Annotated in this window: 14 protein-coding genes; 3 read left to right on the forward strand and 11 right to left on the reverse strand. The window is 75.2% G+C overall.

The window, feature by feature from the left end; translation table 11 throughout:
• Window positions 1-10 precede the first annotated feature (10 nt).
• The 3 genes from ACFO3Q_RS03685 to ACFO3Q_RS03695 form a co-directional block, all read right to left on the reverse strand.
• Window positions 11-1,987 (reverse strand): S9 family peptidase, encoded by a 1,977-nt coding sequence (locus ACFO3Q_RS03685; RefSeq protein WP_377003290.1) that lies wholly within the window; start codon window positions 1,985-1,987, stop codon window positions 11-13.
• An 83-nt stretch (window positions 1,988-2,070) separates the two neighbouring features.
• Window positions 2,071-2,232: a hypothetical protein gene (locus ACFO3Q_RS03690; protein ID WP_377003291.1), complete on the reverse strand. Its 162-nt coding sequence runs from the start codon at window positions 2,230-2,232 to the stop codon at window positions 2,071-2,073.
• A gap of 307 nt (window positions 2,233-2,539) precedes the next feature.
• A complete protein-coding gene (locus tag ACFO3Q_RS03695) occupies window positions 2,540-3,517 on the reverse strand; it encodes a LysR substrate-binding domain-containing protein (protein ID WP_377003292.1) in 978 nt (325 codons plus the stop codon).
• Between the two features lie 100 nt (window positions 3,518-3,617).
• Between ACFO3Q_RS03695 and ACFO3Q_RS03700 the strand changes: the two genes are divergently transcribed.
• Both ACFO3Q_RS03700 and ACFO3Q_RS03705 read left to right on the forward strand, forming a co-directional pair.
• A complete protein-coding gene (locus ACFO3Q_RS03700; RefSeq protein ID WP_377003293.1) occupies window positions 3,618-4,295 on the forward strand; it encodes an FMN-dependent NADH-azoreductase in 678 nt (225 codons plus the stop codon).
• A gap of 170 nt (window positions 4,296-4,465) precedes the next feature.
• Window positions 4,466-5,473 carry a TraB/GumN family protein gene (locus ACFO3Q_RS03705; RefSeq protein WP_377003294.1) on the forward strand — a complete coding sequence of 336 codons (1,008 nt, stop codon included), beginning with the start codon at window positions 4,466-4,468 and terminating at the stop codon, window positions 5,471-5,473.
• Window positions 5,474-5,549: 76 nt separating this feature from the next.
• On the opposite strand, the gene ACFO3Q_RS03710 is transcribed toward ACFO3Q_RS03705, so the two are convergent.
• Genes ACFO3Q_RS03710 through ACFO3Q_RS03725 form a run of 4 tightly spaced genes read right to left on the reverse strand, consistent with a single transcriptional unit; the run spans window position 5,550 to window position 7,842 of the window.
• The gene (locus ACFO3Q_RS03710; RefSeq protein ID WP_377003295.1) at window positions 5,550-5,855 is read right to left on the reverse strand and encodes a hypothetical protein; all 306 of its coding nucleotides are present in this window, start codon (window positions 5,853-5,855) and stop codon (window positions 5,550-5,552) included.
• A 6-nt stretch (window positions 5,856-5,861) separates the two neighbouring features.
• The gene (locus tag ACFO3Q_RS03715; RefSeq protein WP_377003296.1) at window positions 5,862-6,758 is read right to left on the reverse strand and encodes a DUF4097 family beta strand repeat-containing protein; all 897 of its coding nucleotides are present in this window, start codon (window positions 6,756-6,758) and stop codon (window positions 5,862-5,864) included.
• A 29-nt stretch (window positions 6,759-6,787) separates the two neighbouring features.
• Window positions 6,788-7,264: a hypothetical protein gene (locus tag ACFO3Q_RS03720; protein WP_377003297.1), complete on the reverse strand. Its 477-nt coding sequence runs from the start codon at window positions 7,262-7,264 to the stop codon at window positions 6,788-6,790.
• Complete coding sequence (locus ACFO3Q_RS03725) at window positions 7,261-7,842, reverse strand: RNA polymerase sigma factor (RefSeq protein WP_377003298.1); 582 nt, start codon at window positions 7,840-7,842, stop codon at window positions 7,261-7,263. Before ACFO3Q_RS03725 ends, ACFO3Q_RS03720 begins: the two co-directional genes overlap by 4 nt.
• Window positions 7,843-8,100: 258 nt before the next feature.
• Here ACFO3Q_RS03725 and ACFO3Q_RS03730 point away from each other — a divergent pair, with 258 nt between their 5' ends.
• Complete coding sequence (locus ACFO3Q_RS03730) at window positions 8,101-8,307, forward strand: hypothetical protein (protein WP_377003299.1); 207 nt, start codon at window positions 8,101-8,103, stop codon at window positions 8,305-8,307.
• 26 nt (window positions 8,308-8,333) lie between these two features.
• Here the strand turns inward: ACFO3Q_RS03730 and ACFO3Q_RS03735 are convergent, their stop codons facing one another.
• From ACFO3Q_RS03735 to treY, 4 genes are all read right to left on the reverse strand, one after another.
• The gene (locus tag ACFO3Q_RS03735) at window positions 8,334-9,320 is read right to left on the reverse strand and encodes a hypothetical protein (RefSeq protein WP_377003300.1); all 987 of its coding nucleotides are present in this window, start codon (window positions 9,318-9,320) and stop codon (window positions 8,334-8,336) included.
• A 61-nt stretch (window positions 9,321-9,381) separates the two neighbouring features.
• Window positions 9,382-10,290: a 4-hydroxybenzoate octaprenyltransferase gene (ubiA, locus tag ACFO3Q_RS03740; protein WP_377003301.1), complete on the reverse strand. Its 909-nt coding sequence runs from the start codon at window positions 10,288-10,290 to the stop codon at window positions 9,382-9,384.
• Between the two features lie 154 nt (window positions 10,291-10,444).
• Window positions 10,445-11,647: an MFS transporter gene (locus ACFO3Q_RS03745; RefSeq protein ID WP_377003302.1), complete on the reverse strand. Its 1,203-nt coding sequence runs from the start codon at window positions 11,645-11,647 to the stop codon at window positions 10,445-10,447.
• Window positions 11,648-11,756: 109 nt separating this feature from the next.
• A complete protein-coding gene (gene treY / locus ACFO3Q_RS03750; protein ID WP_377003303.1) occupies window positions 11,757-14,522 on the reverse strand; it encodes a malto-oligosyltrehalose synthase in 2,766 nt (921 codons plus the stop codon).
• Window positions 14,523-14,536: the final 14 nt, after the last annotated feature.

The raw sequence follows: 14,536 nt of genomic DNA on the forward strand, positions 1-14,536 counted from the left end.
GCCGGGAGGCTCAGCCCGCGGACGCCTCCTCCGTCCAGTGCCCGACCCACTTCGCGAGCCGCCGGTGGTAGTCGACGCGGTGGCTGGGCCGGCCGGTGCCCGGGAACTGATGGCTGCCGCCGGGGTAGGTGACCATCCGCGCCGGCACGCGGCCGCAGCGGACCAGGTTGGCGAACAGCTCCTCGACCTGCCCGAGCGGACAGCGCTGGTCGTCCTCGCCCTGCAGAAGGAGGGTGGGCGTCTCCGCGCGCTGGCAATAGTCGATGGGCGACAGCGCGTGGTAGCGCTCGCGCACCTCGGTGATCTCCCCGGCCATCGAGTAGGGCCCGACGTAGAAGCCGGTGTCCGAGGTGCCGCTGTGGGACTCGATGTTGCTGACCGGCGCGACGATGACGGCCGCCCTGAAGCGGCGGTGCTGGCCGATGGCCCAGGCGGCGAGGTAGCCGCCGTAGGATTTGCCGGTGCAGGCGATGCGGTCGTCGGCGACGCCCTCTTCCTGGAGCGCGCCGATGATGGCGAGGTGCTGCGGCAGGTCGCGTTCGCCCCAGTGCCCGCGCAGCCGGCGCGCGAACCGGGCGCCGTAGCTCCCGGACCCGACCGGGTTCGGCAGGAGGATCGCCCAGCCGCGCGCGAGCAGGATGTAGCGGTACACATGGCTCGCGAGGTCGACCAGGGCGGTGCTCTGCGGCCCGCCGTGGAAGTCGACCAGGAGCGGAAAGGGGCCGCTGCCTTCGGCAGGCAGCAACAGCCAGGCATCGACCTCTTCCTCGGCGGCCTCGTCGTGGCCAGGGCCGGCGTCCACGCGCGGCACGCGGAAGCTGCGTTTCGCGACGCGCGGCTGCGCGCGTTCGGCGAACCAGTCGCGGTTGAAGTCGGAGCACCTGCGCATGCCGGTGCCGTCCCAGTCCAGGCGATGCAGCTCCTCGGGCTCCGACATCGACGCCGAGACCGCGACCAGCCCCTCGCCCGCGGCGGCCAGGGCCGTGGCCTGGCGCAGGCCGGCATCAAGGCGGACCAGGGCACCTCCGGCCGGATCGACCGCCAGGACCTCGTGCAGGCCCTGGCGGCTGGCGATCACCGCGATGCGCTCGCCGCCGGGATGCCAGACCATCGCCCCGCCCTCGAGCTCCAGCCGGTCGCCGAAGGGACACGCCAGGGCGCCGCTTTCCACGTCGAGCAGCCACAGGGCGGTCATCGAGTCGCCTTCCTCCCTGCTCCCGGCCAGCGCGATGCGGCGCCCGTCGGGCGACCAAGCGAACGCGCCGATGCTGGCGAGGCCATCCACGATGCAGTGCGCGTTGCCGCCGCGCGCGGCCGCGAACCAGAGGTCCTTGCGATGGCGCTGGGCGCCGCTGCGCCCGCGGACGTAGGCGAGGCGCTCACCGTCGGGGCTCCAGGCCGCGTCGGCCACGTCGAAGTCGCCGTGCACCAGCGCACAGGCCTCGCCGGACGCCACGTCGAGTTCCAGCAGCTGCACGCGCCGGCCGACCAACGGCGACGCGCCGTCCATCTTGTAGGGCAGGAAGCCGATCACGCGCGGCCGCTGGGGCGCGTCGGGATCGTCGTCGTCGTCCTCGGCCCACGGCACCTGCACGCTCAGCAGCAGGCGCGTGCCGTCCGGCGACCAGCCGAGGATGCGCTGCGGGACGTGGCCGAGCGCGCCGAGCTGCCGTGCCTCGCCGCCGTCCAGGTCGAGCAGGTGGACCTGGAGGCCCGCATCGGCGTCGCGCTGCGACAGGAAGGCGAGCCGCCGGCCCTCGGGATCGAGCACGGGCGAGCTGGCATCGAAGCCCGATGCGGTGAGCTGGCGCAGGTCGTCGTCGGCACCGCCGGCGCCCGGCCGGAGCAGCCAGGCCGCGGAGCGGTAGCGGTCCTTGGCCCGGTCCGCGCTGCCATGCAGGAAGGCCACCCCGTCGTGCGCCGTCGAACCGCTGAGGCTCCTGAGCGTGGTGTGGAGGAAGAGGTCTTCCGCTTCGAATGGGGTCATCGCATTCCGCGCCTTCTGCCGTACGGCGAAAAAAGGAACGCCCCGTCGACCACCCGGGGCGTTTCGAGCCGTTGCGTCAGCGATCAGCGCTGCTGACGGTTCTGCTCGTCGCGGTTCTGGTCCTGGTTGCGGCCCTGGCCCTGCTGCTGGCCCTGTTGGCCCTGTTGGCCCTGTTGGCCCTGCTGGCCCTGTCCCTGGCCCTGCTTCTGACCCTGACCCTGCTGGTTTTGGTTCTGGTTGGCCATGACGTACTTCTCCGAGAAATGGCCGGCACGGCGCCGGCCCGACCAGTACGCCTCCGCCGCGGGGCGCGAGCGGTGAACCGGCCCGCACGATGGACAGCGGTGCTGACGGCGCCCCGGCGTGCAGGTTGCATGGCGCGGATTCGCACCGCCGTCGCGCGCGCGCCGCAACGCCGCGGGGCGCGGCAGGCCGCTTGTCGCGCGGCCCGGAGGGAACGACCGCGGCGGACGCCATGCGGAATGCACGCCTCGGTCCATCCCGGCGCTCGAAACGCAACCCACCCGGCCGCCCGGGCGCCGCGGACGGACCTCACCGTCCGTGGACAAAGCGGCCGGGGGCCTGAACCCGTCCGCCGGGCGCAGGCTGGGGCGTTCCGACATCCTGGACCGCGAGCGCCTCCAGCCACGCGCGGACGGCCTGCACGTCCTCGCAGGCCAGGTTCTCCGGCGTGGTCAGGAAGCGGTATTCCTCGCCGTCGAGCACCGGCCCAAAGGGATGGACGAGAACGCCCCGCGCCAGCTCGTCCCGGACCAGGGTGAGGCTGGCGATGGCGACGCCGTGGCCGGCGATCGCGGCCTGGATGGCGTGGCTCTCGTCGGTGAAGCGCAGGCCCGCCGTGGTGTCCACGCCGGCGGCCCCGGCACGCGCGCACCACCGGCTCCAGTCGGGCTGCAGCGCGCGGCGGCGCCATTCGGCGTGGATCAGCGTGGCGCCGACCAGGTCGGCGGGCGCCCGGATGCCGAGCGCGGGGCTGCACACCACGCCGAAGCGCTCGCGGAACAGCGGCTCCGACACCAGGTCCGGGTAGGGGCCGCCGCCGTAGCGCACGGCGACGTCCGCCACGCCGCGCCGCAGGTCGACGGGTTCGTCCGAGGCATGCAGCCGCAGCTCGAAGCCGGGATGGCGCGCCTGGAAGTCCCCCAGCGCCGGGATCAGCCTGCGTGCGGTGAAGAAGGCGGTGGCGGTGACGGTGACGGCGCTGCGCCGGCTCTGCGGAGACAGCCCGGCGATGGCCCGCTCGAAGGCATCGAAGCCGTCCCGCAGCACGGGCAGCAACTGCGCCCCCGCCGGGGTCAGCGACACGCGCCGGACATGCCGCTCGAACAGCGGCAGGCCCAGGAGGCGCTCCAGCAGCCGGATCTGGTGACTGATGGCGGTGGGGGTGACCGACAGCTCCTCCGCCGCGCAGCGGAAGCTCAGGTGGCGTGCCGCCGCCTCGAAGGCCCGCAGGGCCGCCAGCGGAGGCAGCCTGCGCCGCCGGCCTACGGGTGAATCTGTTGCATCCATCGGCTGAGAAATCCCCGTTTGTCGGGCGACATGGACCTCATGAGACTGGATCCACTGCGCGAATGCGCATGAATCCTATTGATCCATCAAGGAGTCGTCCATGAGCACCCGGCATGTCCTCCACATCGACGCCAGCGCCCGCCCCGGCCGATCGGGCACCGATCCCCGCGGCTCCCATACCCGGCGCCTGACCCACCGCTTCGTCGCCGGCTGGCGCACCCGCCGGCCGGCGGATGCCGTGACCTACCGCGATGTCGGCCAGCAGCCCCCATCGCCGGTGACGGCGGACTGGATCGCCGCGGCCTTCACTCCGCCGCAGCGGCGCGACGAGGCCGCCCGGGCCCGCCTCGCGGAGAGCGACGGTCTGGTGGACGAGCTGCTGCGCGCCGATCTCGTCGTCGTCGGCGCACCGATGTACAACTTCGGCATGCCCGCCCAGCTCAAGGCGTGGATCGACAACGTCGTGCGCGTGGGCCTCACCTTCGGCTTCGACCGCAGCCGCCCCGGCGAGCCCTACTGGCCCATGCTGCCGCCGGGCAAGCGGCTGGTGATCCTCTCGGCCCGCGGCGACCACGGCTACGACCCCGGCGGCCGCCTGGCGGCCAGCAACCTGGTCGAGCGCGGCATCGAGGTGCCGCTCGCCTACCTCGGCATGACCGAGAGCCACGCGATCGCGGTGGAGTACGACGAGTTCGCCGACGCACGGCTGGCGGCCTCCATTGCGCGGGCGGAGGCTGCCGTGGACCGGCTCGTGGACCGCCTCGCCGCGACCGCATGAGCCCGCCGCGCGCCCGCGGGTCGAGGAACGGGCCGCCCGCGGCCCGGTCGCGCCCTCCGCCCGCCTGCCGGACGACCCGCACACGTCCCACTCCCCGGAGCACTCACCTCCAGGGGCATGCAGGCTCTAGGATGCCTCGCCCGCGCGCGAGCGCGTTCCGGACGGCCCACATGCGCCTGTTGCTCCTCGTCCTGCTGTCCCTGCCGTTCGCGGCGCGTGCCCTTGCGGCGGATCCGCCGGCGGAGCAGCCCGTACTGCTCGCCCCCGTCGTGGTCTCGGGGCTCCAGCCCGGGCCGGGGATGTGGCGGGTCCACCACGGCGAGCACGTGCTACACGTGCTCGCGACGGTGCGCCCGTTGCCGCGCGACATCGAATGGGACGCGCACGAGGTCGAGGCGGTGATCGCGCAGGCCCAGGAGGTGCTGGGCGCCCCCACGGTGAAGCTGCGCAGCGACCGCGGACGGCTGCGCAGCATGCTGCTGCTCCCGGCCCTGCTGCGCGCGCGCCGCGATCCCGACGGGCGCAGCCTGGAGGCGCAGGTCCCGCCGGAGGACTACGCGCGCTGGACGGTGCTCAAGGCGCGCTACATCGGCCGCGACCGTGCCGTCGAACGGCGGCGCCCGCTGCTGGCGGCGCAGGCGCTCTACGAGGCCGCCATCGAGGACGTCGGGCTGAGCCAGCGCAGCGTGGTCCGGCCGGTGGTGCGGCGCGCGGCCCGCCGCCACGACGTGCCCCGCACCGAGGTCGCGGTGGAGCTGGAGATCGCCAACCTCAAGGAGGCGGTGCGCGGCCTGGCCGCGGCGCGCCTGGACGACCTCGACTGCTTCCGGAGCACGCTGGCCCGCATCGAGACCGACCTCGACGCCATGCGCCGCCGCGCCAACGCCTGGGCGGTCGGCGACATCGGCGCCCTGCGCACCCTGGCCGAGGAGGAGCAGCTCGACGCCTGCCTCGCCGCAGTCACCGAGAGCGCCATCGCCGAGCGCCTCGGCGCCACCGACCTGCGCGGCCGCATGCGCAGCGCCTGGATCGCGGAGGCCGAGCGGGCACTCGCGGCGAATCCGGTCACCTTCGCCAGCATGCCCGCCTACGAGCTGCTCGCCGAGGACGGACCGCTGGCCACGCTGGCGGCACGCGGCTACCGGGTCGAGGCGCCGGGCGCGGCCGGCACGGACTGACCCGGCGCAGACCGGGACGTGGCTCCTGCATCCGGGAACGGGTGCGGCTTCCGCGGCGCCGGAAGCCCAGGCGACTTCAGCCCGGGTGCGCGCCTGGCCGGGCCCGGTCGAGCCAGCCCGGCCCGTAGGCGGCATCGGCGTTGGCCGTCTGGAAGCCGCGTGCACGAATGAAGTCGGCCCCGTGCCGGTCCCTGAGGTAGGCCAGCGAGTGCGCCGGAAGTTGGGCCAGCGCCAGCCACGCCCACGCCGCCTCTTCATCGCCGGCGCGATCCGCCGCCCGGGATTCCGCGATGAGCATGGCGTTCTCCGACATGCCACCGGCCCGGCGCCGCTCGCGCTCCGCATCCGTCATGTAGCTTTTCGGCCTGGTGTTCATCGTCATGCTCGATCAGGGAACGAGTTCGAGCCGTACGCTGCCCGAGAAGGACTCCAGCGCGATGTCGCCATTGCCGCTGCCGAGCGTCGTGCGCAGGCTGCTGCCGGGACCGTAGCGCGGGCGTTCGATCTCGCCGGCGTCGGACGCGATGCGGCCGCTGAAGCTCGATGCGCGCACCTGCGCGGAGGTGTCCGCCGGGATCCGCAGCGCGACCCGCCCGCTCACCGTCTCCAGCTTCACGCGGCCGCCCGGCGCCAGTCCGGCGCTGTGCAGGGTCATGCCGCCGGAGACGGTCTCGCCGCGCAGTTGCTGCACGACCCCCGCGTCGAGGTCGATGCTGCCCGAGACGGTGTTGAGCGCCACCTCGCCGCCGATGCCGCCGCCGGCGCGGACCGAGCCGCTGACGGTGCCGGCGCTGAAGCGCTCGGTCGCCACCTGCGCGCGGATCGGGCCGCTCACCGTCTCCAGTGCCACCTCCCCCGCGCGGCCCGAGGCATCGACCGGGCCGCTGGTCGAGTTGGCCTGCAGGCGCCGCAGATCGACGTCCTCGACCTGGATGCGCGCGCTCACCCCGGTCGCGCGCAGCTCGCTGCCGTGCGGCACGCGCAGCCGCAGCTCGGTGGCGCGCCGGGTGCTGCCGCCACCGCGGGGATACTCCACGCGCACGCTGACCCGGTCGCGGCTGGCATCGACGTCGAGGCGCTGCCCGTCGCCGAGCGTGCCGGCGATCTCGACCTCGTCGCGGTCCCAGCCGACGACGCGGATGGCGCCGGACACGTTGCTGACCTCCACGCGCCCGCCCTGGGCGAGCGGGTGGCGCTCGTCGATGTCCTGCGCCAGCGCGGCGAGCGGCAGCGCGAGCAGCGCGGCGAGGACGGGAAGGCCGTGGAAGCGGGAGAGGATGCGCATGGAATGGGTCCTGGTGTTCGCGCCGCAGCTCAACCGAGCGCGGCCTGGAAGGTGAGCTCGAGCCGCCGCGCGTAGGTGCGCTGGAGGTGGCCGAGCAGGAAGTCGGCGGACGGCTCGCTGCGGATCGCGGCGAGGATGGCGGCGGCGCTGGCGTCGAGCTCGGCCAGAGCGGGCTGCAGCTCGGCCGGCACCTCGGCCGCCGGCAGCGCCGCCAGCGCCTCGCGGTATTCGCCGTCGATCAGTTCGGCCTGCTGCACGAGCAGGGGCGGCTCCGCCGGCGGCGCCGGGCGCAGCGCGACGAAGGCGACCGCCAGCACGACCGAGGCGGCGGCGGCCAGGGCCATCGGCAGGCGCCGGGCGCGGCGCACGGGCACGGCGTCCGTCGCCGGCGAATCCCGGGGCACCTCGCCGAGACGCGAGGCGATGGCCTCCCAGGCCCGCTCGGGCGGCGCCATCTCGCGCGGCAGGCCGCGCAGGCGGAGACGGAGGTCGGAATCGTGGTTCATGCGGGTTCTCCCAGCCGCTTGCGGAGCAGGCCCCGGGCGCGGTGCAGCTGCGCCTTGGAACTGCCCACGGCCATGCCGAGTTCCTCGGCGATCTCGTGATGTTTCCAGCCTTCGATGTCGTGCAGCACCAGCACCGCGCGCGCCCGCGGCGGCAGGGTCGCGACCGCGCGTTCCAGGTCCAGCCCCACCGCGCCGGCGGCACCGTCGCGCCCGGGCAGCGCGGCGAGCGCGTCGTCCTCGTCCTCCAGGTCCTGCGCCACCGAGCGGGCGCGCAGCTCCATGAGGGCGGTGTTCACCACCAGGCGGTGCAGCCAGGTCCCGAGCGCGCTCTGGAAGCGGAACCCCGGCAGCGCCTGCCACGCCTTGATGAAGGCCTCCTGCAGCACGTCCTCGGCCCGCGCCGCGTTGCCGCCGCAGATGCGCCACGCGACGGCGTAGAGGCGCGGCGCGTGGCGCCGGTAGATCGCCTCGTAGGCAGCGGTGTCCCCGGCGACGGCGGCACGCGCCAGCGTCTCGTCCTCGGAGACGGCGGGCGACGGGGCGGGAGCGACGGGGGCGAGCACGGCGGTGTCGAGCATAGCCACTTCGATGCGGCGCGCCGGCGGAAGGTTTAAGGCCGTCGCTTCGCGGCACGTCCCTGTGGCGGCACCGATCGCGCCCCGCGGATCCTGCACGTCGCACCGTCCACGCCGGCGACGAAGACCGCGCCGCACGGGCGAGCCGTCCGGCCGGGCCCACCTCGCCGCGCCCGCGACGACCGGCGCCGTCTAAACCTTCCGGCGCCGTGCCGCATCCCACTGCGGGACATGCCGCCAGCGCGGCGGGAAGGATTCGCCATGCAAGCCGGCCTCAGCGCCATCGGACTGCTCTGCGCACTGTGGTGGGCCGCGGACGGTCCTCCCGTTCTCGAACTGCGCCAGGCCGCGGGCGGCCGGGAACTCTGCCTGGCACGGAAGGCGGCGCCGGCGCTGGCCCGGTGCATCGGCGAGGCCCGTGCCCGCGCGGCGATCCACGCCCTCCGCGCGGGCGGTGGACACGGCTGAGCGGCGCGGCCGGCTGCGGCCGGGGTCTACTCCATGCCGCGTTCGCGCACCGAGCGCCAGTCGTCGGGCGGGTCCAGCGGCCGGCCGGCACGGGCGAGGAAGGCCGCGGCGTTGGCGCTCTCGGTGCTGCCGGGGCGGCGCATCGCCGCCAGCCACTCGCGCAGGTGGGCCTGCTCGCGGCCCGGCTCGGCGATCAGTCGGCCCACGCTTTCCTGCTGCCACTCGATGCGCCGCATGCCCTCGGCCAGCGGGGCGGCCTCCGCGGGATCCACCAGCTTGTACAGCACGGCGTAGCCCACGGTCTGGGCGAGGATCAGGTCGCCCTGTTCGAACAGCCGGCGGCCCAGCCGCTGGCAGGCGGCGTCGCGCGCGGGGTCGTCGGCCACCGCGGTGGGCTCGCAGACACGCAGCAGCGGACGGTAGGGCGGCACGTCGCGCGACCACAGGGCGAAGGCGTAGGCCTCGCTGGCGACCGCGCCGCCTGCGGCCTCGTCCATGGCGGCGACCACGACGGCGGGCAGCGGATGGCGCGCCAGCAGCTCCACGTACATCGACAGCAGTTCGGCGGAGCCGGCGTCGAGCGTCTCGCGGGCGGCGGCGGCCTCGACCGCGGCGGTCACGCGTGCCGGCTCGCCGCCCGCGGCCGCCATCGCGATGGCCAGCAGGTGGGCATTGAGGTCGTCGGGCGCGACCGCGAGCAGGCGGGCCAGCACGGCCTCGCGCTGCGACGGCGCCAGCAGCGGCTCCGCCGCCAGCCAGGCCAGCGCGCGCGGGTCGGCGCCCGCGTCGGCGACCAGTGCGGCGAGGCGCTCGGCGTCGGCCGCCTCCTCGCCCTCCTGCATCCGGCCGAGGGCCTCGAAGCGCAGCGCGAGCACACGGTCGCGCACCGCCGGGGACGCCGCCAGCGCGGCGGCGGTGTCGGCGTGGTAGGCCGCCAGGGCCTCTGCCGGGTCGGACGCCGCCTGCGCCATCGCCGCGCCGGCCAGCATCGCGGCCGCGACGACCGTCCTCATCCCCTGCATGCGCCTTCCCCTGCCGAAAACCCGCAAGGGTAGTCCACCGGGCGCGCCCGGGTCAGCCGCGCAGCGCCAGCGCCGCGGCGATGCCCGCGAACACCGCCGCGCCCACCCAGTTGTTGTGCAGGAAGGCGCGGAAGCAGGCCGCCGGCGCGCGGTGGCGGGCGATGTGGAACTCCCAGGCGACCAGGGCCGCGGCGACGCCCAGCCCGGCGAGGTAGGCGGCGCCGAGGCCGGCGCGCTGCCCGACCAGCAGCAGCGCGCCGAACATCGACAGGTAAAGCACCGCCTGCGCGGCGAGGTCGGCGTCGCCGAACAGGATGGCGGTGGACCTGGACCCGGCGCGGATGTCGTCCTCGCGGTCCACCATGGCGTACCAGGTGTCGTAGGCGGTGGCCCAGAGGATGTTGGCCAGGAGCAGCAGCCACGCCAGCGGCGGCACCGTTCCCTGCACCGCGGCGAAGGCCATCGGGATGCCCCAGCCGAAGGCCACGCCCAGGTACACCTGCGGGAACCAGGTGTAGCGCTTGAGGTAGGGATAGGTCGCCGCCAGCACCACGCCGACGACGCTGAGCAGCACGGTCAGGCGGTTGGTCAGCAGCACCAGGCCGAAGGCGACCAGCATCAGCACGGCGAACAGCGCCAGCGCCTCGCGGCCGCTCACCGCGCCGGTCGCCAGCGGCCGGTTGCGCGTGCGCTCGACGTGGGGATCGAGCCAGCGGTCGGCGTAGTCGTTGATCACGCAGCCGGCCGAACGCGTCAGCCAGACGCCCGCGGTGAAGATGGCGAGCAGGTGCCAGGGCGGCAGGCCGTCGGCCGCCAGCCACAGCGCCCACCACGTCGGCCAGAGCAGCAGCAGGGTGCCGATGGGGCGGTCGCCGCGGATCAGCAGCCAGTACTGGCCGAGCCTGGCACGCGGATCGCGCCGCGGCGGCCCGACGCGCGGTTCGGAACGTTCGTACGACATGGGCCGCGAAGGCTAGCACCTCGACGCGCCGACAACCCGTTGCCGTTGCCGGCCCCCTTCTTCCCGCCCCCCTCGCCCCTCGCTCGCCCCCCTGACCCAACGCCCCTCGCCCTATGCCCTATGCCCTATGCCCTACGCGCCCTCGCCCCTCGCCCTACGCCCCACGCCCTGCCCCACGCCCCATCAGCGCCCCCATCGCCACCAGCCCCAGCACCGGCCCCGGCACCAGGGCGAGGAAGACCCAGCGCCAGCTTCCCAGGGCGCCGGCGAGCAGGGGCAGGATCCAGATGGTGGCGACGGTCAGCAGGAAGCCCAGGCCGAGCTGCAGGGTCAGGGCGGTGCCGACGGTGCGGGGATCGGCATGCTCGGTCACCAGGGCCGAGAACTGCGCGGAGTCGGCGATCACGCTCGCGCCCCAGACCAGCGCGAGCGCGAGGAACAGCGCGAGCGGCGCGGCGTGCGCGAAGCCCGCGAGCACGCAGCAGGCGCCGGACACCGCAAGCGCGATGGCCGCGGTGCGCGCACGGCCGATGCGGTCGCTGGCCACGCCGGCGAGCACGCAGCCGACGAGGCCCGCGGCGATGGCGACGAAGGCCAGCACCGCGGCGGTGCGGGGGTCGCCGCCGACCGCGGCCGCCGTCGCCGCGAAGGTCGCGAACCAGGCCCACATGGCGTACAGCTCCCACATGTGGCCGAGGTAGCCGAGCGTCGCCAGCACCACGCCGCGGTTGCGCAGGATGGCGCCGAGGTCGGCGAGGCGCACGCGCGCGACGGGGAAGGGATACGGCCCCTCGCGCACCAGCGCGCCCACCACCAGCGCGCCGACCACGGTGGCGGCCGTGGTCCAGGCGATCACCCGCCGCCAGTCGGCGCCGCCGACGGCGTTGAGCAGGTGCGGCGCCGCGGAGCCGAGGGTGATGGCGCCGATCAGCACGCCCAGCGCCAGCCCGCGGCCGCGCACGAACCAGGTCGCGACGAGCTTGAGCGCAGGCGGGTAGACCCCGGCCAGGAAGGCGCCGGTCGCCAGCCGCGCCGCCAGCAGTTCCCCGGGCGAGCGGGCCGCGAGCACCAGCAGGTTGGCGAGCGCGGCGCCGAGGGCGGCGACCACGATCACCCGCCGCACGGGGAAGCGGTCGGCGATGCCCAGGCCCGCCGAGACCAGCGCGCCGGCGAGGAAACCCAGCTGCACCGCGATGGTGAGCCACGCGGCCATGGACCCGCCGAAGCCCCACTGCGCGCGCAGCTGCCCCACCACGGCGGTGGCCGAGAACCAGGGCGTCATCGACAGCACCAGGGCCAGCGCGAGGAACAGCAGGGCGGTCCAGCGACGGGGCGACGGCGTGGGCGCGTCCTGCATGCGGGGCTCCGACCGGGCGGGAGGAGGAGGCTGACGGCCGCGGCGGCGGCCGGTCAATGCGACCTTGGGCGCGCCCGGCCGCCCGCGCGCAGGCCGGCGCCCCCCGCGCTCAGTCGATCCGCGACAGCACGAGGATCGGCGGCGCATCGGCGAGCGCGAGCTGCGCCCCCGTGCGGACGCTGCCGCCGTCGAGGCTGCGCCATGCGCCGCCGCCGACGTCCGGCAGCGTCACCCGGGTGTCGCCCCACAGCGCGCCGGCCAGTGCCGGCGTCGCCAGCGTCTCGCCGGCGGCCTCGGCCATGCGCAGCGGATGCCGCGGCACCACGACCGCCAGGTGCCGGCCGCGGTGGCTGCGCACGAAGGCGACCGCATGCGCCGCGTGGCTGCCCGTCACCTCCAGCGGCCGGTAGTCGCCGCGCGCGAACAGGCCCGGCGCGCGACGGCGCAGGTCGAGCAGGCGCGCGACGAGGCGCTGCTTGATGCGGCCGTCGCGCCACTGCGCGAGGCGCTCGGCGTCGTCGGCCCCGTCGGCAAGGCCGCGTTCGCGCGCCTCGAAGTCCACCGGGCGCCGGTTGTCCGGATCGACCAGGGAGAAGTCCCAGAACTCGGTGCCCTGATAGAGGTCGGGCACGCCGGGCGTGGTCAGGCGCAGGGTCGCCTGGGCGAGCGAGGCGAGGGCGGCGGCCGGCGCGATGCGCTCGACCAGCGCGTGCAGGGCGGCGACGAAGCCCGGCGCGTCGCCCAGCAGCAGGCGCCGCAGGAAGGCCTCGCAGGCATCCTCGTAGGGTTCGTTGGGGTCGGTCCAGCGCGAGCGCCGCTTGGCCTCGCGCAGGGCCTTGCGCTGCCAGCCTGCGATGCGCTCCACGAAGGCCTCAACGCCCGCGCGGTCGTCCGGCCCGAGGTCCAGCGGCCACGCGCCGACCAGCATCTGGTAGAGCATGAGCTCGTCCTGCGGCGCCGGCGCGAGGCGGCCGTCGGCGTCGATGCGCAGCATGTCGTTGCGGGCGCGCCACGTCCGCGCGGTGGCGGCCCAGTCGTCGGCGATCTCGCTCAGCGCCGCGATGCGGATGCGCAGGTCCTCGCCGCGCTTGTGGTCGTGGGTGGCGGTGGCGAGGAGGTTGTCGGGGAAGGTCTCGCGCCGCGCGGCGCAGGCGGCATGGAAGGCGTCCGGCGACAGCGCGACGTGCTGCGGCTCCGCCCCCACCTCGTTGCGCGAGAGCAGGCGGCCGTAGCGGTAGCCGGCGGTGTCCTCGACGGCCTTGGCGGCGACCGGGGAGGTCGCCTGCTGGAACATCCGCAGCGCGCGCTCGCGCGCCTGGCGCACCGGCCCCGGCGGCAGCGCACGCAGCGGCTCGCCGCCGAGCCAGGCCGAGACGCGCTCGAGCAGGGGCCGGTCCTCGACCCGTACGCGCCGCCGCGCGCCGGCGACCGCGCGCGCGAACACCGCCTCGTCCTCGGCGTCGCGGCCGAGCACGCCGGCATAGGTGCGGTAGACCGGGAAGTGCACCAGCAGCTCGACCAGCACCCGGCGCAGCGCGGCGAGGCTGACGTCGCGCGTGTCCGGCGCGGCGCGCGCGGCCGCGAACAGCCCGCGCGCGGTGCGGTCCAGCTCGGCCTCGAAGCTGTCGACCAGGATCTGCCGGCGCGCGGCGCGCGCCTGCGTCGCGAAGTCGCCGTCCTCGCTGACGCTGCGCCACAGCGCATCGAGCGCCGGCTCGCCGCCGGGGTCGTGCAGCAGGGCCGCGACCTGGTCCATGAACTCGTAGCCGGTGGTGCCGTCGGTGTCCCAGTCCGCGCGCAGGTGCTCGCCCTCGCCCAGGATCTTCTCGACCACCACGTAGGCGCGTCCGCGCGGGGCGCCGGCCGGGCGCTGGCGGTCGAGCGAGGCGAAGCGCCGGCGCAACTTGCGGCAGTAGCCGCGCGGATCGGCGAGGCCGTCCACGTGGTCGCAGCGCACCCCGTCGATCAGCCCTTCGGCATAGAGCCGGAAGATCGTCGCGTGGGTGTCCTCGAACACGCGGTTGCGCTCGATGCGCAGGCCGCCCAGTTCGTTGATGTCGAAGAAGCGCCGGTAGTTCACCAGGTCGCTGGCGAGCTTCCAGTGCACGAGGCGGTAGTGCTGGCGCTCGATCAGCGCATCCAGGCGCGCGCGCCCCTCGGGCGTCTGCGGGTCGTGCGCGGCCAGCGCGCGCTCCACCCCGGCGCGGACGTCGGCATCGGCCAGGGCCGCGGCCAGCTCGCGCTGCGCGGCGGCGAAGGCCGCGGCCTCGATGCGCCGGCCGGCGAAGCGACGGAAGCCCTCGGCGGCGGGCGGCCCGCCGGCCTCGCCGAGCACCCGCCCGTAGCTGGCCGGCGACAGCGGCAGCACGTTGTCGTAGACCTGCAGGCCGAGCGCGCCGGCGTCGGCGTCCAGCACCAGCCGCAACTGGCCCTCGGCGAGGACCTCGGCATAGGGCGCGCCGAGGATCGGCAGCAGCAGCTTGCCGCGTACCAGCGGGTCGGGGGCGCGCCAGTCGATGTCGAAGTAGCCGGCGTAGGCGCTCTCGCGCCCCCACTGCAGCACGTCCATCCACCAGGCGTTGTCGGTGCCGACGCCCATGTGGTTGGGCACGATGTCGACGATCAGCCCCATGCCGCGCGCGCGCAGCCCGGCGACCAGGCGCCGCAGCGCGTCCTCGCCGCCCAGTTCGGGGTCGATGGCGTGGCAGTCCACCACGTCGTAGCCGTGGGTCGAGCCGGGACGCGAGGTCAGCAGCGGCGAGGCGTAGACGTGGCTGACGCCGAGGGCGGCGAAGTAGTCGAGGCGTGCGCAGGCGTCGTCGAGCGTGAACCCGGCATGGAACTGTAGGCGGACGGTGGCGCGGGGGGCGGGCATGGTCGGGGTCCTCG

The organism is Coralloluteibacterium thermophilum (assembly GCF_042654365.1).
Taxonomy (GTDB): domain Bacteria; phylum Pseudomonadota; class Gammaproteobacteria; order Xanthomonadales; family Xanthomonadaceae; genus Coralloluteibacterium; species Coralloluteibacterium thermophilum.